The sequence below is a fragment of the Pseudomonas sp. LB-090624 genome, from assembly GCF_003205205.1.
Classification (GTDB): domain Bacteria; phylum Pseudomonadota; class Gammaproteobacteria; order Pseudomonadales; family Pseudomonadaceae; genus Aquipseudomonas.
In genome coordinates this window covers 52,582-72,376 of the sequence record NZ_QJRL01000009.1, presented here as the reverse complement: position 1 = coordinate 72,376, position 19,795 = coordinate 52,582, and the positions used below count along the sequence as shown (strand labels likewise).

The 19,795-nt window shown below is 64.3% G+C and carries 13 protein-coding genes; 4 read left to right on the top strand and 9 right to left on the bottom strand.

Annotation, left to right across the window (positions count from 1 at the left end):
• Positions 1 to 18: 18 nt before the first annotated feature.
• Both treS and glgB read left to right on the top strand, forming a co-directional pair.
• Complete coding sequence (gene treS, locus DMX11_RS11575) at positions 19 to 3,339, top strand: maltose alpha-D-glucosyltransferase (protein WP_110744657.1); 3,321 nt, start codon at positions 19 to 21, stop codon at positions 3,337 to 3,339.
• The gene (gene glgB / locus DMX11_RS11570) at positions 3,336 to 5,546 is read left to right on the top strand and encodes a 1,4-alpha-glucan branching protein GlgB (protein ID WP_110744656.1); all 2,211 of its coding nucleotides are present in this window, start codon (positions 3,336 to 3,338) and stop codon (positions 5,544 to 5,546) included. Before treS ends, glgB begins: the two co-directional genes overlap by 4 nt.
• Before the next feature lie 55 nt (positions 5,547 to 5,601).
• Here glgB and DMX11_RS11565 read toward each other — a convergent pair whose 3' ends face one another.
• Positions 5,602 to 6,678 (bottom strand): autotransporter outer membrane beta-barrel domain-containing protein, encoded by a 1,077-nt coding sequence (locus DMX11_RS11565; protein WP_110744655.1) that lies wholly within the window; start codon positions 6,676 to 6,678, stop codon positions 5,602 to 5,604.
• Positions 6,679 to 6,867: 189 nt separating this feature from the next.
• On the opposite strand from DMX11_RS11565, the gene DMX11_RS26215 reads away from it, so the two are divergent.
• The gene (locus DMX11_RS26215) at positions 6,868 to 6,993 is read left to right on the top strand and encodes a hypothetical protein (protein WP_256590603.1); all 126 of its coding nucleotides are present in this window, start codon (positions 6,868 to 6,870) and stop codon (positions 6,991 to 6,993) included.
• Positions 6,994 to 6,996: 3 nt separating this feature from the next.
• Here DMX11_RS26215 and DMX11_RS11560 read toward each other — a convergent pair whose 3' ends face one another.
• From DMX11_RS11560 to glgA, 7 genes are all read right to left on the bottom strand, one after another.
• Positions 6,997 to 7,791: an endonuclease/exonuclease/phosphatase family protein gene (locus DMX11_RS11560; protein ID WP_110744654.1), complete on the bottom strand. Its 795-nt coding sequence runs from the start codon at positions 7,789 to 7,791 to the stop codon at positions 6,997 to 6,999.
• A 120-nt stretch (positions 7,792 to 7,911) separates the two neighbouring features.
• A complete protein-coding gene (gene glgX / locus DMX11_RS11555) occupies positions 7,912 to 10,065 on the bottom strand; it encodes a glycogen debranching protein GlgX (RefSeq protein WP_110744653.1) in 2,154 nt (717 codons plus the stop codon).
• Between the two features lie 153 nt (positions 10,066 to 10,218).
• Entirely contained in the window at positions 10,219 to 10,500 is a 282-nt protein-coding gene (locus DMX11_RS11550) for a DUF2934 domain-containing protein (RefSeq protein ID WP_110744652.1), read from the bottom strand.
• 17 nt (positions 10,501 to 10,517) lie between these two features.
• Entirely contained in the window at positions 10,518 to 13,292 is a 2,775-nt protein-coding gene (locus tag DMX11_RS11545) for a malto-oligosyltrehalose synthase (protein ID WP_110744651.1), read from the bottom strand.
• Positions 13,289 to 15,358: a 4-alpha-glucanotransferase gene (malQ, locus tag DMX11_RS11540; RefSeq protein WP_110744650.1), complete on the bottom strand. Its 2,070-nt coding sequence runs from the start codon at positions 15,356 to 15,358 to the stop codon at positions 13,289 to 13,291. Before malQ ends, DMX11_RS11545 begins: the two co-directional genes overlap by 4 nt.
• Entirely contained in the window at positions 15,355 to 17,097 is a 1,743-nt protein-coding gene (gene treZ, locus DMX11_RS11535) for a malto-oligosyltrehalose trehalohydrolase (RefSeq protein WP_110744649.1), read from the bottom strand. Before treZ ends, malQ begins: the two co-directional genes overlap by 4 nt.
• A 13-nt stretch (positions 17,098 to 17,110) precedes the next feature.
• Positions 17,111 to 18,670 (bottom strand): glycogen synthase GlgA, encoded by a 1,560-nt coding sequence (gene glgA / locus DMX11_RS11530; protein WP_110744648.1) that lies wholly within the window; start codon positions 18,668 to 18,670, stop codon positions 17,111 to 17,113.
• Between the two features lie 563 nt (positions 18,671 to 19,233).
• Between glgA and DMX11_RS11525 the strand changes: the two genes are divergently transcribed.
• Positions 19,234 to 19,440 (top strand): PAAR domain-containing protein, encoded by a 207-nt coding sequence (locus DMX11_RS11525; protein WP_110744647.1) that lies wholly within the window; start codon positions 19,234 to 19,236, stop codon positions 19,438 to 19,440.
• A 42-nt stretch (positions 19,441 to 19,482) separates the two neighbouring features.
• Here the strand turns inward: DMX11_RS11525 and DMX11_RS26040 are convergent, their stop codons facing one another.
• Positions 19,483 to 19,650 carry a DUF6026 family protein gene (locus DMX11_RS26040; protein WP_013973320.1) on the bottom strand — a complete coding sequence of 56 codons (168 nt, stop codon included), beginning with the start codon at positions 19,648 to 19,650 and terminating at the stop codon, positions 19,483 to 19,485.
• Positions 19,651 to 19,795 lie beyond the last annotated feature (145 nt).

Sequence of the window (19,795 nt, the reverse complement as noted above, 5' to 3'; positions counted from 1 at the left end):
AATTGAAAGGAGTCGCACATGGCCAAGCGTTCCCGCCCGGCAGCCTTCATCGACGACCCGCTGTGGTACAAGGACGCCGTCATCTACCAGCTGCACATCAAGTCGTTCTTCGACTCGAACAACGATGGCATCGGTGATTTCGCCGGACTGATCAGCAAGCTCGACTATATCGCCGAGCTGGGCGTCAACACCTTGTGGCTGCTGCCGTTCTATCCCTCGCCACGCCGTGACGACGGCTACGACATCGCCGAATACAAGGCCGTGCACCCTGATTACGGCAGCATGGCCGACGCCCGCCGTTTCATCGCCGAGGCACACAAGCGCGGCCTGCGGGTGATCACCGAGCTGGTCATCAACCACACCAGCGACCAGCACCCGTGGTTCCAGCGCGCCCGCCACGCCAAGCCCGGCAGCAAGGCGCGCGAGTTCTACGTGTGGTCGGACGACGACCAGAAGTACGACGGCACCCGCATCATCTTCCTCGACACCGAAAAGTCCAACTGGACCTGGGACCCGGTCGCCGGCCAGTACTTCTGGCACCGGTTTTACTCGCACCAGCCGGACCTCAACTTCGACAACCCGCAGGTGCTCAAGGCGGTGATCGGGGTGATGCGTTTCTGGCTGGACCTGGGGGTCGACGGCTTGCGCCTGGATGCCATCCCTTACCTGATCGAACGCGACGGCACCAACAACGAGAACCTCGCCGAAACCCACGACGTGCTCAAGGCGATCCGTGCCGAAATCGATGCCAACTACCCCGACCGCATGCTGCTGGCCGAAGCCAACCAGTGGCCGGAAGACACTCGCCCGTACTTCGGCGAAGGCGATGGCGACGAGTGCCACATGGCCTTTCATTTCCCGCTGATGCCGCGCATGTACATGGCGCTGGCCATGGAGGACCGTTTCCCGATCACCGACATCTTGCGCCAAACCCCGGAAATCCCTGCCAACTGCCAGTGGGCGATCTTCCTGCGCAACCACGATGAGCTGACCCTGGAAATGGTCACCGACCGTGAGCGTGACTATTTGTGGAACTACTACGCCGAAGACCGCCGCGCGCGCATCAACCTGGGCATCCGTCGGCGCCTGGCACCGCTGCTGCAGCGTGACCGCCGGCGAATCGAGTTGCTCACCAGCCTGCTGCTGTCGATGCCCGGCACGCCCACCCTTTACTACGGCGATGAACTGGGCATGGGCGACAACATCTACCTCGGCGACCGCGACGGTGTGCGCACGCCCATGCAGTGGTCGCCGGACCGCAACGGCGGTTTCTCCAGGGCTGACCCGCAGCGCCTGGTGCTGCCGCCGATCATGGACCCGCTGTACGGCTACCAGACGGTCAACGTCGAGGCGCAGAGCCACGACCCGCACTCCCTGCTGAACTGGACCCGGCGCATGCTGGCGGTGCGCAAGCAGCAGAAGGCCTTTGGTCGTGGCACGCTGCGTACCCTCACACCGAGCAATCGGCGGATTCTTGCCTACATCCGCGAATACACCGATGCCGATGGCAACACCGAGGTGATCCTGTGCGTGGCCAACGTCTCCCGCGCCGCCCAGGCCGCGGAACTTGAGCTGTCACAATTTGCCGACAAAGTACCGGTGGAAATGCTCGGCGGCAGCGCCTTTCCGCCGATCGGCCAACTGCCGTTTCTGCTGACCTTGCCACCTTATGCCTTCTACTGGTTCCTGCTGGCCTCACACGACCGCATGCCCAGCTGGCACATCCAGGCCACCGAGGGGTTACCCGAATTGACTACGCTGGTACTGCGCAAGCGCATGGAAGAACTGCTGGAAGCACCTTCCAGCGATACCCTGCAAACCGCCATCCTCCCGCAGTACTTGCCCAAGCGGCGCTGGTTCGCCGGCAAGGAAGGCCCGATAGACAGCGTACGCCTGTGCTACGGCGTACGCTTCGGCAGTGCCACCACGCCCGTGCTGCTCAGCGAAATCGAGGTCATCAGCGAGGGTACAGCCAACCGCTACCAACTGCCGTTCGGCCTGCTGCGCGAGGAGCAGATCAACAGCGCGCTGCCGCAGCAGCTGGCGCTGTCGCGGGTGCGCCGTGCCCATCAGGTCGGCCTGATCACCGACGCCTTTGTGCTCGAACCCTTTATCCGCGCCGTGTTGAGCGCCTGCCAGGACGGCCTGCGCCTGCCCTGCGGCAATGACGAGGGTGACCTGCGGTTTGAGAGCACCGCGCAATTGGCCAGCCTTGAACTGAACGACGAAAGCGAGGTGCGCTACCTCAGCGCCGAGCAGTCCAATAGCTCGGTGGTGATCGGCGACCGTGTGGTGCTCAAGCTGATCCGCCGGGTCAACCCGGGGATCCACCCAGAGCTGGAAATGAGCGCCTACCTGACCGCTGCCGGCTTTGCCAATATTTCGCCGCTGCTGGCCTGGGTCAGCCGCGTTGATGAACAAACGGCACCCCATTTGCTGATGATTGCCCAGGGCTACCTGAGCAACCAGGGCGATGCCTGGGCCTGGACCCAGAACACCCTTGAGCGAGCCATTCGCGACCAGATGCAGCCCACCCCAAGCGACGCCGAAGTGCATACCGACGCCCTGGCCGAACTCACCGGCTTTGCCGCCTTGCTCGGCCAGCGCCTGGGCGAGATGCACCTGTTGCTGGCTGCGCCGACCGACGATGAAGCCTTCCAGCCGCGCCCAAGCGATGCGCAAGACAGCCAGCGCTGGAGTGCACAGATCAGCGCTGAACTGACCCACGCGCTGGACCTGCTGGCCCAACACCGCGACAGCCTCGACAGTGACAGCCAGGCGCTGGTCGACGATCTGCAGCAACAGCGTGAGGGTCTGGCCCAGCACATAAGCCGGTTGGCCGAACAGGCTGAAGGTGGTTTGCTGATGCGCGTGCACGGTGACCTGCACCTGGGCCAGGTGCTGGTGGTGCAGGGCGATGCCTACCTGATCGATTTCGAAGGCGAGCCGGCCCGGCCACTGGAAGAGCGGCGGGCAAAACACAGCCCCTACAAAGATGTCAGCGGCGTGCTGCGATCCTTCGACTATGCTGCTGCGATGATCTTGCGCAGCGCGTCTGCCGTGGACCTTTCCGACCCGGCGCGGCAAGCCCGGCAACGGGTTGCGCGGCAGTACTTGCACCAGTCGCGGCATGCCTTTGTCGAGGCCTACGGCTTGGCCACCGCTGCCATGCCTCACGCCTGGCAGCAGGCTGAAGGCGAGCGTGCGGCACTGGAATTGTTCTGCCTGGAAAAAGCCGCCTACGAAATCACATATGAAGCCGAGAACCGTCCAAGCTGGCTGGCCGTACCTTTGCATGGCCTGCATGGACTGATCAGTACCTGGGGAGAGTCAGAATGAACGTAACAACGCGTGAAAACGGCGGCCTTCGGCAACGGGACCTCGATGCCCTGGCCCGCGCCGAACACGCCGATCCATTTGCGGTACTCGGCCCCCACGGCGACGGCGCAGGCGGGCAGGTGGTTCGTGCCTTCCTGCCCACTGCCCTGAATGCGCGCATCCTCGCCCGGCATGACGGGCGCATCCTCGCCGAAATGGAGCAGGGCAGCCTGCCCGGGTTGTTCAGCGCGCACCTCGATGAGGCACAGCCCTACCTGTTGCAAATTGGCTGGGCCGGGGGTGAGCAGGTCACCGAGGACCCTTACAGCTTCGGGCCGCAGCTGGGTGACATGGACCTGCACCTGTTCGCCGAAGGCAACCACCGCGACCTGTCCGGGCGTTTCGGTGCGCAGCCGATCCAGGTCGAGGGTATCGACGGCGTCTGCTTCTCGGTCTGGGCTCCCAACGCCAGGCGGGTCTCGGTGGTCGGTGACTTCAACAACTGGGACGGCCGCCGCCACCCTATGCGCCTGCGTCACAGTGCCGGGGTGTGGGAACTGTTCATCCCGCGCCTGGGCGTGGGGGAAACCTACAAGTTCGAAGTGCTCGGCAAGGATGGCATCTTGCCGTTGAAGGCTGACCCGCTGGCCCGCGCCACCGAACTGCCGCCGAGCACGGCGTCCAAGGTGGCCGGTGCGCTCAGCCATGCCTGGCAAGACCATGAATGGATGGCGCAACGCGCCCAGCGCCATGGCTACAACGCGCCACTGTCGATCTACGAACTGCACCCGGGCTCATGGCGTTGCGAGCTGGACGAAGCGGGCGAAGTCGGGCGCTACTACAACTGGCGCGAACTGGCCGAACGTCTGGTGCCGTATGTGCAGGCGCTGGGCTTCACCCATATCGAACTGCTGCCGATCATGGAGCACCCGTTCGGTGGTTCCTGGGGCTACCAGCCGCTGTCGATGTTCGCACCCACCTCGCGCTACGGCACGGCCGAGGACTTTGCCGCCTTCATCGATGCCTGTCACCAGGGCGGTATCGGTGTGCTGCTGGACTGGGTACCGGCGCACTTCCCGACTGATGAACACGGCCTGGCGCGCTTTGACGGTACGGCCCTGTACGAATACGACAACCCGCTGGAAGGCTACCACCAGGACTGGAACACGCTGATCTACAACCTGGGCCGCAACGAGGTGCGTGGCTTCATGATGGCCTCGGCGCTGCACTGGCTGAAGCACTTCCACATCGACGGCCTGCGGGTCGATGCGGTCGCCTCGATGCTGTACCGCGACTATTCGCGCAAGGCCGGCGAGTGGGTGCCCAACCGCCACGGCGGGCGCGAGAACCTGGAAGCCATCGACTTCATCCGCCACCTCAACGGCGTGGCAGCACACGAGGCCCCGGGCGCGCTGATCATCGCCGAAGAGTCCACCGCCTGGCCCGGGGTCAGCCAACCTACCCAACAGGGCGGCCTGGGCTTTGCCTACAAGTGGAACATGGGCTGGATGCACGACACCCTGCACTACATCCAGAACGACCCGGTGCACCGCACCTATCACCACAACGAGATGAGCTTCGGGCTGATCTACGCCTATTCCGAGCACTTCATCCTGCCCATTTCCCATGATGAGGTGGTGCACGGCAAGCACTCGCTGATCGACAAGATGCCCGGCGACCGCTGGCAGAAATTCGCCAACCTGCGCGCCTACCTCACCTTCATGTGGGCCCACCCGGGCAAGAAGCTGCTGTTCATGGGCTGCGAGTTCGGCCAGTGGCGTGAGTGGAACCACGACAGCGAACTGGACTGGTACCTGCTGCAATACCCCGAGCACCAGGGCGTGCAGCGCCTGGTGGGCGACCTCAACCGTCTCTACCGCGAAGTGCCGGCGCTGCACGAGCAGGATTGCCAGCCGCAGGGCTTCCAGTGGCTGATCGGTGACGACGCGCAAAACAGCGTGTACGCCTGGCTGCGCTGGGGCAGCAGCGGTGAGCCGGTGCTGGTGGTGGCCAACTTCACCCCGGTGCCGCGTGAGGGCTACCGGATTGGCGTGCCGTTCGGCGAGCGTTGGCAGGAGCTGCTGAACAGCGATGCCGAGCTGTATGCCGGGTCGAACGTGGGCAATTTGGGGGCAGTGGCCAGTGAGGCAGTGGCCAGCCATGGGCAGCCATTGTCGCTGGCATTGAACCTGCCGCCGCTGGGTGTACTGGTGATGAAGCCGGCCTGACCCGTTTCCTGTACTCGCCTCTTCGCGGGTCAACCCGCGAAGAGGCTTGCCCTGCCTACCACCGCATCCGCACACCCAGGCTGCCAATCAGTCCATTCAGATCGTTGTCATCCACATCACTGCTGTAATCGGCACTCACGAATAACGCCACTGCCGGTGTCACTCGTGCCACCAACCCCAACCCCAATTCCACCGTGGTCGAATAGCGCGAACTGGAGATCTTGTCGACCTGGTCCAGCTTCACCTCATCGGCATTGCTGAAGTCATACCACACGTTGGTCCGCACATAGGGCTCGATCGGCATGCCGCGCACTTCGTAGCGCCCGGACAGTTTGGCACCGACCCGGCCGCTCCAGCTCGGCTGGCTGTCGAAGGCCTGCAGGGTCTCCTCCTGCACCTGGTTGCCAGGGAAGAACTGCTGGTTGATCAACTGTGCCTGAGGTTCGATGACCCAGTTGCCGCCCAGGCGGATCGGGTAGCCGCCTTCCACCGAGAACGTCATTGCATGGCCGCTTTCATCAAGGCGCTGGCCGTTTTCGCCCCGGCCCATCACATCGATCCGCGAACCCATTGCCACGGCATCAAGGTGCCAGCCCTGCTCATGGGTCATGCTCCAATATACGCCCAGGCTTTCCCCGCTCAGGTTCACGGCGTTGCGTTGCTTGTCGCCCAGCAGCGGGCGCATGCCGTTGAAGCTGCTCTGCAAATTGTTTTGCCCCACGAAAATCCCCGCCCGGTGCACATTGCCCGCGGCCGTCTCGCGCACGAACAGGTCTGGGCCGATCATCAACTGCTGGCTGGGAGCTTCCAGCTGCTCTGGAGGCTGCGCTCCGTTGCGTGTGCCAGTGGGAAAGAATTGCGACCACTGGCTGGCGATAAGGTCCGGTGCGGCCTGGCCGTGACGCCCGCTCATTTGCTGTGAAAACGCATTCAAGGTACCGATACTCAAGCCACTGGCGCTCACCGGATCAAGTGACAGCTGCGGTACTGCCGCCTGTTGCAGATAACGGGGTGATAGGGGGTCATCCTGCAGCTCGTACGCGAAGGTTTCCACCGGGGTTGCCAGAAGCAGCGACGTGGAAACCGCGTAGAAAATACGGTCGAAGCTTTTGGGGCCCGAGGTGTTTTTCATGGCGGATCTCCTTTGTTTTTGTGGGGTACAGCCCGAGGACCTGGCCTGTTGTCACGAGCTGTACGGCAAAAACAGAGGGCGACCCAAACCAGCACGCCAGCTTTCGCAAGCGCGCACAAAGGCGCGAGCTAGAGGCCCGGCGCGAGATCTTTACTACTAGATAATGTTCAGCTAAGGAGAGGACGACGCTTGCGTCAAGAAAGCGTGAAGGAACCGTTCATCTTTCGTGCTTTGCACCAACTGATTGATATTGCTGTAGAAAGACCATTGCATAGCGGGGTTCGCTATTTGCCGCCGGCTGGCTATGAAGAATGATTGCTAGAGGTGTACTTCCACCGCCAACGGCAGGTGATCTGACAGGTGCGACCAAGGTTTGTGCCCCAGAATCCGCGGCCCGTGGCTTTCGGCGTTGCGCAGGTAGATCCGGTCCAGGCGCAGCAAGGGCAGGCGAGCAGGGTAGGTGCGGGCGAGGTGGCCATGATGGCGCTCGAACGCCTCGTGCAGGTCACGTTGCAACCCGAGGGTGCGATTGCCATGCGCCTTCCAGTCGTTGAAATCGCCGGCGATGATCACCGGTGCGTCGACCGGCAACGCATCCAGCAATTTGCGCAGCAGCTGTAGTTGCTTCTGACGGTGGCTTTCCAGCAGTGACAGGTGGACGCAGACCGCGTGCACCTGGCCTTGGCCGGGCACCTCCACGATGCAGTGCAGCAGGCCTCGGCGCTCGGGGCCGGTGATCGACACATCGAGGTTGCGGTGCTCGACGATCGGGTATTTGGACAACAGCGCGTTGCCGTGGTGGCCGTCCGGGTAGACGGCATTGCGGCCGTAGGCAAAGTCGCTCCACATGCTGTCAGCGAGGAACTCGTACTGCGAGGTCTGTGGCCAGCCAGGGTAGCGTGCAGCGTGTCGGTCGTGGCTGCCGAGCACTTCCTGGAGGAAGACGATGTCGGCCTGGGTGCTGCGTACCGCCTCGCGCAGCTCCGGCAGGATGAACCGCCGGTTGAAGGCGGTGAAGCCCTTGTGCGTGTTCACCGTCAGCACCCGCAGCCGCTTCACGGCTGGGGCCTGGTTGACACTGGCGAAACCTTTACTGCCGGCTTCGAGGCTCACGATTCCTCCTGAAATCAACCCAGTCTGAGTGCAACCGCTAAAGCCTGCGGGGGCGGGCATGGCCCCCCCACAGGTAGGGGATTGCGATTACGATGTAGGACCCGCCTGGGTTATCACGGTTCACTCCTCGTCATGCTGCAACACCATCAGCAGCATCGACCGGCCCTTCACCTCGAAGGTGCTGTCGAACTGCAGGTGCTGCCCCTTGCGCAGCTCTGGGCGGTCGGTGTCCACCAGGCAGCTCCAGTAGTCGCCTTCGGGTACGGTCGGCAACTTGAACGGCACGACATCATGGTGGGCATTGACGATCAGCAGCACGGTAGCCTCGGCACCAGGCCGGGCGATGCCACTGACCTGCGCGCGGCCATCGATCAGCATGCCCAGGCAGCGCCCGTGCGGGTCTTCCCACTGCTCCACGCTCATCTCGCCGCCATCCGGTGCCAGCCAGGTCACGTCCTTGACCCCGATCGCCTCATTGTAGTCGCCGACCAAAAAGCGCGAGCGACGCAGCACCGGGTAGGCCAGGCGCAGGCGGGTCAGGCGCTTGACGAAGGCCAGCAGCTCCTGGCCTTCCTCGTCCAGGTCCCAGTTCACCCAGCCGATCTCGCTGTCCTGGCAGTAGGCATTGTTGTTGCCGTGCTGGGTGCGGCTGAACTCGTCGCCGGCCACGATCATTGGCGTGCCTTGGGCCAGCAGCAACGTGGCGAAGTAGTTGCGCATCTGGCGCATGCGCAGGGCATTCACCGCCGGGTCATCGGTCGGCCCTTCGACACCGCAGTTCCACGACAGGTTGTTGTCGGTCCCGTCCTGGTTGTTCTCGTCGTTGTCTTCGTTGTGCTTGTGGTTGTACGACACCAGGTCACGCAAGGTGAAACCGTCGTGGGCGGTGATGAAATTGACCGAGGAGTAAGGCCGCCGGCCGCGGTTGTTGAACATGTCGCCCGACGCGGTCATGCGGGCGGCAAAGTCGGCAAGTTGGCCCTCGTCGCCTTTCCAGAAAGCGCGTACGGTGTCGCGGAAACGGTCGTTCCACTCAGCCCAGCCCGGGGCGAAGTTGCCCACCTGATAGCCGCCCGGGCCGCAGTCCCACGGCTCGGCAATCAACTTGACCTGGCTCAGCATCGGGTCCTGGCGGCAGGCGACGAGGAAACCGTGGCGCTCGCTATAGCCGTCGTGGTAGCGGCCAAGGATGGTCGCGAGGTCGAAGCGGAAGCCGTCCACGTGCATTTCACCGGCCCAGTAGCGCAGCGAGTCGGTGACCAGTTGCAGCACGCAGGGGTGGCTCAGGTCCAGGGTGTTGCCCGTACCGGAGTCGTTGATGTAGTAGCGCTTGTCGTCCGGCATCAGGCGGTAGTACGAGGCGTTGTCGATACCGCGCATGGACAGGGTCGGGCCGCGTTCATTGCCTTCGGCAGTGTGGTTGTAGACCACGTCGAGAATCACTTCCAGCCCGGCATCGTGCAGGTGCGCGACCATCTCCTTGAACTCGGCGATCTTGCCACTGGCCAAGTAGCGCGGGTGCGGCGCGAAGAAGGCGATGCTGTTGTAGCCCCAGTAATTGTTCAGGCCCTTGTCCAGCAGGTGCTGGTCGTTGACGAAGGCGTGGATCGGCAGCAGCTCGATGCTGGAAACGCCCAGGTCCTTGATGTGCTTGAGCAGTTCGTCATTGGCCAGGCCGGCGAAGGTGCCGCGCAGTTTTTCCGGCACTGCCGGGTGGCGCATGCTGATGCCGCGGGTGTGCGCCTCGTAGATGATCGTGCGTTCCCAGGGTATCTGCACCCGCTGGTCGCGGCCCCAGGTGAAGGCCGGGTCGATCACCTTGCATTTGGGTACGAAAGGCGCGCTGTCGCGTTCGTCGAACGACAGGTCCCCATCGGGGTGGCCGATGGTGTAGCCGAACAATGCCTCGGACCATTTCAGGCTGCCGACCAGTTGCTTGGCATACGGGTCGATCAGCAGTTTGTTGGGGTTGAAACGGTGGCCGTTTTCCGGTTCGTAGGGGCCGTACACGCGGTAGCCGTAGACCAGCCCAGGGTGCGCGTCGGGCAGGTAGCCGTGGTAGATCTCGTCAGTGTATTCGGGCAGCTCGATGCGCTCGATTTCCTGTTCGCCGGTGGAGTCGAACAGGCACAGTTCGACCTTGGTGGCGTTGGCCGAGAAGAGGGCGAAGTTGACCCCAAGGCCATCCCAGGTGGCGCCGAGGGGGAAGGGCATGCCTTCGCGGATGCGCGATGGTGCGACCGAGCGGGTTTTCTTTGGGGTACGGGGGCTCATGACGATCCTCAAGTGGCCGTGATGGAAGGGGAATGTGCGGTCCTGCGGTGGCCGGTTTACGGGGAAACCCGATGCCACAGGTACTGCATGGCTTTGAGCGCCTGTGATGAACCTGTGGCAGTGGGGTTACCCGCGAAGAAAGCCGGGACAGGCTTAACCGGCAGTAGGCTTTTTCACCGCCCGAGGCTTTTTCGCCACAGCGGGTTTAACGCCCGGCAGGGCAGTTACCTTGGGCTCGGCAGGCGCTTTGGGCTCCGCTGCAGCCTTGGGCTTGGCCGGCGCGCGCTTGCGCGGCGCTGCCTTGGGTGCCAAGGCTTCAGCCTCGGCCAGCTTGCGGGCCATTTCCCAGTGGCGATCTTCCTGGCCGGCGGGTTTACCTTCGGACTCCCAGATCTGGTAGGCAAATTCGCGAATACGCTTTTCATCGACACTCATCGTGACGCTCCTGATGCTCAAGATTGTTGTATCAACAGGTTGACCGGAAACTCCGCCAGCACGGCGCTCACATGCAGCTCCCTAGAAGGGCTGACCGCAGCACTGGAAAAAAGTCCCGTCGAGTTGGCAGGCGACAAGGCAAACGGCAAGATCACCCGGGTGTCGTCCCAGTTCTGCGCCGGGATCAACGGTATAGCAGCGCCGCCAAGCAGGCCGCTGGCCAGGCGCGGGGCGACGACAATGGCGCGTTCACTGTCACCCAAACGGGCAAAAGCGATCACCTTGTCAGCGTGCCGGCCGTGCACGGCAAGTGGCAGGTAGGCGCCACGGCGGAACAGTTCGGCATGGGCCTGGCGGCAATCGAGCACCTTGGCGACCAGGGCCTGCTTGACGCGGCCGTCGCGCCAGTGCGCCAGCAATTCGGTCAGCGGCGCGGCATCGTCCAGGGTGCGGCGCCTCAAAGCGTAGTCCACGGGGCGGCGGTTGTCCGGGTCGACCAGGCTGAAGTCCCAGTATTCATTACCTTGGTACAAGTCGGGCACGCCCGGTGCGGTCATGCGCAGCAACGCCTGGACCAGGCTGTTGAGGGCGCCGGGGCAGGCCAGCAGTTGCGCGGCATCCGCCAGGGATTTACGCAGTTGCTGGTTTTCGCTACCCAGCAGCAGGCTGTCCAGATAGCGTGCACAGGCCGTTTCGTAGGCCTCGTTCGGCGCGCTCCAGCTGCTGCGCAGCTTGGCTTCGCGCAGGGCCTTCTGCTGCCACTGGCGAACGCGCTCGGCGTACTGGCGCACGGCGTTGTCGTCGTGCAGGTCAAGCTCCAGCGGCCAGCTGCCGAGCAGGGTCTGCAACAGCATCAGCTCGTCGCCGGGGCTCGGCGCCAGGCCATCGTCCAGCTGCGCACGCAGCGGCGCCGCCAGTTCGCGCCAGTGCTCCACCCGGCTGGCCAGCCAGGGGCCGCGTTCGCTGAGCACAGCCAGGCGTGCGCGGGTGTCTTCGCCGCGCTTGTGGTCATGAGTAGCGGTGGCCAGCAGGTTGTCAGGGAAGTCGCGCAGGCGCCGCTGGGCCTCGTTGTGAAAGTCCATGAGCGGTGCGCTGAAACGCTCGGCCTCGAACCCCACATCGTTGCGCGACAGCAAGCGCGCACTGCGGTAGAACGCAGTGTCTTCCACGGCCTTGGCGGCGCTGGGGGCGGTCAGTTGCTGGAAGCGCACGCAGGCATGGCGCAGCTGCTTGCGTACTCGGCCCGGCGGTAGTTGGCGCCAGGCTTGGCCGCCCAACCATTGTTCCAGCTGCTCGAGCAGTGGCCAGTCGGCTTCGCCCAGGTCTTGGCGGGCACCGGCCAGTGCCTGCTGGAAAAAACCCTCGTCTTCAGGCGGGCGCCCGCAGGCATTGAAGTAGGTGCGGTACACCGGGTAATGCGCGACCAGCGCCTGCAAGGCGCGGCGAATGGCGCCCAGCGTCAGGTCGCGGGTCATCAGGTCGTTGCGTGCCACCTGCAGCAGCGCCTGGGCCACCGACTCGCAATCGCCCGCCAGGCTGGCGTTGAGCACCAGGTGGCGGGCTTGGCGCACTTCTTCGGGGAAGTCCGGGCGCTCGCTGACAGTGGCCCACAGCTCGGTCAGCGGTGCTTCCCCGGCCGGGTCGTGCTGCAGCAACGACACCTGGTTCATGAACTCGTAGCCGGTGGTGCCGTCGGTCAGCCAGTCGCGGTGCAAGTGTTCGTTGGCGCCGAGGATTTTTTCGACGTAGATCGGGAAATGCTCCAGGGCCGCGTTCAGTGGCCGCTTCGCCATCAGGCCATCGACCCTGCGACGCAGTTTGCGGCAGTAAGCACGCGGGTCGGCGAGGCCGTCGATATGGTCGATGCGCAGGCCGTCGACCAAGCCCCGTTCGATCAGCTCGAACAACTTGGCGTGGGTGGCCTCGAACACCACTGAGCGCTCGACGCGCAGGCCGCCGAGCTCGTTGATGTCGAAGAAGCGCCGCCAGTTGATGTCGTCGGCGGCCGTGCGCCAGCTGGCCAGGCGGTAGGTTTGGCGCTCCAGCAGCAGGTGCAGGCGCTTGAAGCCGTTTTCGGCGCGGCTGTCGAAGGCTATCAGGGCCGATTCAAGGTCGGCCCCTTCACTTACCAGGCGCGCCAGTTCAGCGTGCAGGGGCAGGGCATCGGCCAGCGGTGTGGCGGACTCGCCCAATGCCGTGAAATGTTCTGCCAGTGCCTTCAGGGCCGGCTCCGGGCTGAGCGCCAGGATCCAGCCGTAGTCGACCGGGCAGATTGGGAAACGGTGCTCGTAATGGGCCACCTGCAGCAGGCCCCGTTGGTTGTCGAACTCAAGCGGGATTTCGCCATTTTTCAACGCTACCCCGTAGTCGCTGGCGAGGAACGGCAGCAGCAATTGCCCGGCCAGCAGCGGGTCGCTGGAGTGCCACTGGATATCGAAGAACGCTGCATAGGGGCTGCGCCGGCCCCAGGCCAGCAGGCTTTGCCACCAGGGGTTGTCGGCCCCGCCCACGGCCATGTGGTTGGACACTGTGTCGAGGATCAGCCCCATGCCGTGCTGGCGCAGTGCGGCGACCAGCCGTTCCAGTGCGGCCTCACCGCCGAGTTCGGGGTTGACCCGGGTCGGGTCTACCACGTCATACCCATGCCGTGAGCCAGCGCGGGCCTTGAGGATGGGCGAGGCATACAGGTGGCTGATGCCCAACTGGGCAAAATACGGCACCAGCGGCACGGCCTGGTCGAGGGTGAAGTCGCTGTGAAACTGCAGGCGCAAGGTGGCGGTCATTGGCTTCATTGGTCACGCTCCCAAGCCTGTTCGCGAGCCTGGGCCAATAGCTCCAGGCGCCTTGCGGCATCTTCGTCGTCCAGCAGTTCTCGTACCGGGCGGGCGAAGCGCCGCCGCCAGTTGGGGTGGCCGCTGGTGGTGCCCGGCAGGTTGGGTTGTTCGTCGCAGCCCAGCAGGTCTTCCAGCGGTACCAGCACCAGCGGCGCACGGGTATGGCCCACGTAGCGGATGGCCGCGTCGATCAGCGCGTCGTTGTTCTTCAATTCGCCGTAGTTGGCTTGCAGGGTGCGGCGCAGGCCGTCATGTTCCTTTTGGCGTTCGTGGCGCCAGTGCAGTTCGGTGGCAGCGTCGATCAATTGCAAACGGTGGCTCCAGTCGATATCGCGGTTGGCCAGCCAGCCGGCTAGCGGTGCCAGGTCGTGGGTGCCGGTGGTGGCCAAGGCATGGTCCGGCCAGTCGAGAATGGGTTTGAACTGGCCGGGCTGGGTCTGTTCGAACGGCAGCACGCGCATGCCCAGCACGGCTTTCTCGGCCAGCGTTTCGCGCAGGCCTTCCGGCACCGTGCCGAGGTCTTCACCGAGGATGATCGCCTGGTGGCGCACCGACTCCAGCGCCAGCAGGCGCAGCAGGTCCTCCAGCGGGTAATTGAGGTAGGCACCCTCACTGGGCTTGGCCCCTTGCGGGATCAGCCATAGCCGACGCAGGCCCATGACATGGTCGATGCGCAGGCCCCCGGCATGCGCCAGGTTGGCCCGCAGCATTTCGATGAAGGCGCGGTAACCGTTGCGCTTGAGGCCTTCGGGCGAGAAGGCGCAGATGCCCCAGTCTTGCCCGGCGCGGTTGAGGATGTCGGGTGGCGCGCCGACTTTCAGGCCTGACAGCAGTTCGTCCTGGCGGCTCCAGGCCTGGCTGCCGGCACCGTCGGCGCCCACTGCCAGGTCGGCGATCAGGCCCACTGCCATGCCGCTGCTACGGGCGGCTTCCTGGGCACGTTGCAGGCTGCGCTCGGTCAGCCATTGGCAGAAAGCGTGGAACTCGACCTTGGCCGGGTAGGCGTTGGCGAAGGCTTCCACTTCGGGGTGGTACGGGTCGTGCCAGGCCTTGGGCCAGTTGCGCCAGTCGGCGCCCAGCCCGTTCTCCACCGCTTGCGCCTGCAACACTTCGAAGCGGCAGTGATGCTCAAGGGCCTGGCCACCAGCGTCACGGAAACTGTCGAAATCCCTGCGCAGTGGGTGGTTGCCCTGGCTGAAACCTTGGTACAGCGCTTCGAGCAAGCGCAGCCGGGCGCTGGCGGCGCGCGGCCAGTCGACCAGCGGGCCGTGCTCCAGGTCTTCAAGCTGTTGCTCCAGGCCACAGGCTTCAATGGCCATGCGCACTTCCCGTTCGCCCAGCAGGGCAGCAGGGCTGGCGTACAGGGCATTGAGCAGCAGGCGGCTGGACGGCGAGTAGGGGCTGTAGTGCTCTTGGTCGATGGCAGACAGGGCGTGGATCGGGCTGATGGCCAGGGCGTCGGCGCCGCGCTCGGCGGCCGAACGCGCTAGCTGTTCCAGGGCCAGGCAGTCACCGTAGCCGCCATCGCCGGGGCGGCGCAGGCTGTACAACTGCACCGCCAGCCCCCAGCAGCGTGGTGGTGGTTGCTGCACGTCGTCATCCAGGCTGTGGCAGCGTGGCGGGGCCACGGCCACGGTGAACTGGCGGCCGTCTATCTGCACCTGATGGTAGCCAATTGGCAGCTCACCGGGCAGGCGTGCCTGCTCATCAAGGGTGAGGGCAAGCGAAGCGTGGTCTTCCAGGGTGCAATGCGCGATGCTGGCGGCGCTGAAGTAGCGCGCCAGCGCCAGCGGCTGGCCAAGGTCGGCGGTCAGCAGCGGCGGCAGGTGCTCGCTGTCGTCGGCGGCTTCCACGGCACGCAGGCTGGCGGCAATGGCGCTTTCATCGGCGGCAGGATGGCCAAGCCCTTCGAGGATGTTGCGCAGCGCGTCGTCACTGACGCGCTGGGGACGAGCATTGGCGTCGATCCAGTCGCGGCTCAGCCCGACGCGGCGCGCCAGGCGATGCAGGGCGGTTTCGCTCATGGGCGCTCCTGGGCAGGGGGAAGCAGGCTGACCACGCAGCTGTAGGCGGCCAGGTGGGTATCGGGGTGGCGGGTGTCGCTGCTGTCGAACAGCCGCCAGGCTGGGGCGGGCAGTTCGACTGCCTCTGCGCTGTCGGCCAGGTTCAGGTCGATGCGCAGGATGCTGCCATTGCCCAACCGCCAGCGTGCGGTCAGCGCCTTGTCGCCGTGGACCTCGGCGCCCAGTGCACGGCTGCCGGGCAGGTGCGGGATGACATGGCGGTGGCGCAGGCGGAGTAGATGCTGGTACAGGCCGTGCCAGCCGGCGATCACTTCCTTGTTTTGCGGGCGTGATGACTCGAAAGTCTGCTCGGCATTGGGGTCGGGAATGTGCTCGCGCTGCTCGGGGTCGGCGAACGCGGTGAAGTGGGCGAATTCTCCACGGCGGCCTTCACGCACGGCGTCGGCCAGCTGGTCGTGAAAGTCGGTGAAGAACAGAAACGGCCGGCAGCTGCCATCGTCGTCGCCCATGAACAGCAAGGGGATCATCGGCGCCAGCAACAGCAGGCTGGTAGCTGCCCGCAGGGCCGGCGGCGGGCACAGGCGGGTCAGGCGCTCGCCGAGGGCGCGGTTGCCGACCTGGTCGTGATTCTGCAGGAACAACACAAAGGCGCTGGGCGCCAGGTGCCCGCTGGGTTCGCCGCGTGGCGTGCCATGGCGATTGGGCTGGCCCTGGAACACGAAGCCTTCGCCCAGGCAGCGCGCCAGTTGATCGATGGGGCGTTCTTTGTAGTCCGCGTAGTAGCCTTCGGTTTCGCCGGTCAGCAGCACATGCAGGGCATTATGGCCGTCGTCATTCCACTGGGCATCGAAACCCTGCTCCAGCAGGCCGGCCTGGTTGTGCTCGTTCTCCAGCACCAGCCACACGTGCCGCCCGGGTTCCACCGCGGCACGCACTCGCTGGGCCAGCTCGACCAGAAAGTCGGGCTGGTCGATGGCATGTACGGCATCCAGGCGCAGGCCGTCGCAGCGGTAGTCGCACAGCCACATCAGCGCGTTCTGGATGAAGTACTCGCGCACCTGCGGGCGGCGAAAGTCGATGGCCGCGCCCCAGGGGGTCTGGCGATCCTCGCGGAAGAACGGGCTGGCGTACTGATGCAGGTAATTACCGTCGGGGCCGAAGTGGTTGTACACCACGTCCACCAGCACCATCAGCCCTTCGCCGTGGGCCTGATCGACCAGCGCGCACAGCTGCTCAGGGCTGCCGTAAGTATTCTGTGGTGCATACGGCAGCACGCCGTCATAGCCCCAGTTGCGCTCACCAGGGAACTGCCCCAGCGGCATCAGCTCGACTGCGCTGATGCCCAGTTCGGCCAGGCGCGGCAGTTGCCGGGCCACGCCGTCGTAGCCATCGAGCAGGCCAACGTGCAGTTCCTGGATGACCGCCTCGTGCCAGGGGCGGCCTTGCCACGGATGTTGCCAGGTGTAGCGGGTGACATCCACCACCTGGCTTGGCCCCTGCACGCCGTCGGGCTGATAGCGCGACGCCGGGTCGGCCACCTGCAATTCATCATTGATACGGTAGCGGTAACGGTCACCGGCCTGGCAGGGAACCACGCCGGTGTACCAACCATCTTCTGCGGGCTGCAGCGCGAAGGCCGGCTGCTGCTCCAGTTCCACGCTCACGCTGCGCGCATCGGGTGCCCAAAGGGCGAAGCGCGCCGACGTGGCGTCCAGCAAGTGTGCGCCATGCCTGTGCATCTTCCACCCTCGCTCAGTAGTGGCTCAGTTGCGTCTGCTTGACCAGGTCCTCGTACAGGCGGGCGTAGGGTTCCACCGCTTGGCACCAGTTGAATGGCTGAGTCATCGACAGGCAGCGCATGGCATTCAGCAAGTCCTTCTTGCCATACACGTAGAAGGCGCGGCCCAGTGCTTCGCGGTAGCTCTCGACGGTCGACTCGTTGAACAGGAAGCCGGTGACGCCGCACTCGATGGTGTCGGCCAGGCCGCCGGTGTTACGCGCCACCGGTAGCGAGCCGAAACGCTGCGCGTACATTTGGCTCAGGCCGCACGGCTCGTAGCGCGACGGCATCAGCAGGAAATCGCTGCCGGCGAACATGCGACGCGCGTCGGTTTCGTTGAAGCCGATACGCACGCCGATACGGCCCGGGTGGCGGAGCGCCAGCTCGCGCATGGCCTGTTCTTCTTCCGGCTCGCCACGGCCGATAATCGCAATCTGACCGCCTTGCTCGACAATGTAGTCGGCCACACCCAGGGTCAGGTCCAGGCCTTTCTGATACACCAGTCGCGAGACCACGGCGAACAGGGGGCCTGCGGAGTCATCCAGACCGAACAGTTCGCGCACCTCCTGGGTATTGCGCGCCTTGCCTTCCCAGTCGTTGATGCTGAAGTTGTGCTGCAGGTGCTTGTCGGTGGCCGAATCCCAGCTTTCGTCGATGCCGTTGGGGATGCCCCCCAGCAGGCCTTGCTGGGCCTTGCTGGCAAGGAAACCGTGCAGGCCGCAGCCAAATTCCGGGGTGGTGATTTCCTGGGCGTAGGTGGCGCTGACCGTGGTGATGTGGCTGGAGTAGGCCAGGCCCGCCTTGAGGAACGACAGCTTGCCGTAAAACTCCATGCCCTCCTGTTGCATGGCATGGTCCGGGATTGCCAGTTCCGGGCTGCAGCCACGGCTGTACACGCCCTGGTAGGCCAGGTTGTGGATGGTGAACAGGGTCGGCGTGTTCAACCCGCGCCAGTGCATGTAGGCCGGTGCCAGCCCGGCAGGCCAGTCGTGGGCGTGCACCAGTTCAGGCTTCCAGTGGATCATGCCTTCCCCGGCGGCGATTTCGGCGGCGGCCAGGCCCAGGCGGGCGAAACGGATGTGGTTGTCGGGCCAGTCGCGGCCGTTGTTGGCACCATAGGGCGTGCCGTCGCGTTGGTACAGTTCGGGGCAGATCAGTACGTAGATCACCAGGCCGTCAACCATGTCCATACGGCCGATCTTGCAGGGCGGAAGGGCCGCGTGGCCGCCCAACTCGCCGACGATATGGATCGGGTTGTCGCTTTCCATGACCTGGGGGTAGCCCGGGATCAGCACCCGCACATCATGCAGGTGCGCCATGGCGCGGGGCAGCGCTGCGGATACGTCACCCAGGCCACCGGTTTTCACCAGGTCGGCGATTTCCGAGGTCACGAACAGGATCTTGCGCTTGTTGGGATTGTGCTGGCGCTGGGCGCCGGGTGCCTTGCCTGTCGTGGCGAAGTCCGGGGTGAGCGGCTCGCGGTTGTCCGGTTTGAATGAATCTGCGTGAGGCTCGACAGCGGCACTGATCATACTTCTCTCCGTCCCTATGCTTGGCCGGGTGCTGGCACCCATGGCGATATTTCGTGTTGGTTCTCTCTGCTTGCTGAATGCTGCGTAGTGCGTTCCATGCCCCAGGGTCGTGCGCGCACGCACGGCGCGATCGGCGTTCCGGCCGAAAGCGATTGGGCTGGTGGGTTGGTGGCCGTGGCTGGGAAGTCCCTTTGCGTTTGGCCTACTTAGTTCCTGACCTGCCCGCTTTCCGTAAAGTTCGACTTTTTTTCGTCACTCTTCCATTGAGCAAATGGCGGGCCGAAACCCGAGTGTAGGAGAGAAAAAGGTGAAAAGGTGACCCACTGGTCACTATTGTGATGCCGCGGAATAGACGCAAACGTTGGCGTATGGGAACGGATGTGAATGCACGGCTGGCGAGGGGGGTGAGGTGGCGGTCGGCATGCCCTACCATGATGAGGGCGCACTACTTTGGTGCGCGCCTTGGTCGCCAATGGGACACACTGCTGCACGTTCAGATGTGCGCAGTCCTACATCGGTGCGACGCCCTGCGCAGGTTCTTATCTTATCGGTGATACGGTCTAATGATGAGCCGGCGTGGGCTCAAGACAGGGGGCGACGGCGTTTGCGCTACTGCGAGCAGGTACGTACGGCCCGGCAAGTGCAGCGCGGCGATCACCAGCGGCTCGGCACTGATGATGGATGAAGGACAGCCGCTTGCAAGGGTGGGCGATGCTACCCGTCATGGTGGCATCCTGGAAAACGGCGATAGCAGTCGGTTGCTCGATTAAGCAAAGTGGGAGCTGTTCAGCCCCCACTGGGAAGGACCAAGGTCAGAGGCTGACGGCTTTGCCGTCGGTGCGCGCTTGCGCCAGCAGCAGGTTCAGTTGGGCAACCTGCTGGCGCAGCTGGTCGCGTTCGTCCTTCAGTTTACGCAGCTCATCACGGCGCACGGAGACATAGAGGGTCTGGGTTGGAGTGGCAGGCATCAAGGTACCCATGAGCACACCTCGCGGTTTTGGCTGGTGACAAGTTAAAGCGTAGACGCTTCACGCGGGGCGCATTCTGAATTCTTTTACAGGTCTTGGGAACTTTTTTGTTTATCGTGGTCTCGCCGTTCGTCGCTGAACCCTCGGCCGGCATGCT

Excerpts from the sequence above, each read along its gene's own strand:
- treZ (WP_110744649.1), bottom strand. The coding sequence starts at position 17,097 with ATGCACAGGCATGGCGCACACTTGCTGGACGCCACGTCGGCGCGCTTC.
- DMX11_RS11525 (WP_110744647.1), top strand. The coding sequence starts at position 19,234 with ATGATGAGCCGGCGTGGGCTCAAGACAGGGGGCGACGGCGTTTGCGCT.
- glgA (WP_110744648.1), bottom strand. The coding sequence starts at position 18,670 with ATGATCAGTGCCGCTGTCGAGCCTCACGCAGATTCATTCAAACCGGAC.
- malQ (WP_110744650.1), bottom strand. The coding sequence starts at position 15,358 with ATGAGCGAAACCGCCCTGCATCGCCTGGCGCGCCGCGTCGGGCTGAGC.
- DMX11_RS11550 (WP_110744652.1), bottom strand. The coding sequence starts at position 10,500 with ATGAGTGTCGATGAAAAGCGTATTCGCGAATTTGCCTACCAGATCTGG.
- DMX11_RS11565 (WP_110744655.1), bottom strand. The coding sequence starts at position 6,678 with ATGAAAAACACCTCGGGCCCCAAAAGCTTCGACCGTATTTTCTACGCG.
- glgB (WP_110744656.1), top strand. The coding sequence starts at position 3,336 with ATGAACGTAACAACGCGTGAAAACGGCGGCCTTCGGCAACGGGACCTC.
- glgX (WP_110744653.1), bottom strand. The coding sequence starts at position 10,065 with ATGAGCCCCCGTACCCCAAAGAAAACCCGCTCGGTCGCACCATCGCGC.
- treS (WP_110744657.1), top strand. The coding sequence starts at position 19 with ATGGCCAAGCGTTCCCGCCCGGCAGCCTTCATCGACGACCCGCTGTGG.
- DMX11_RS26040 (WP_013973320.1), bottom strand. The coding sequence starts at position 19,650 with ATGGGTACCTTGATGCCTGCCACTCCAACCCAGACCCTCTATGTCTCC.
- DMX11_RS11545 (WP_110744651.1), bottom strand. The coding sequence starts at position 13,292 with ATGAAGCCAATGACCGCCACCTTGCGCCTGCAGTTTCACAGCGACTTC.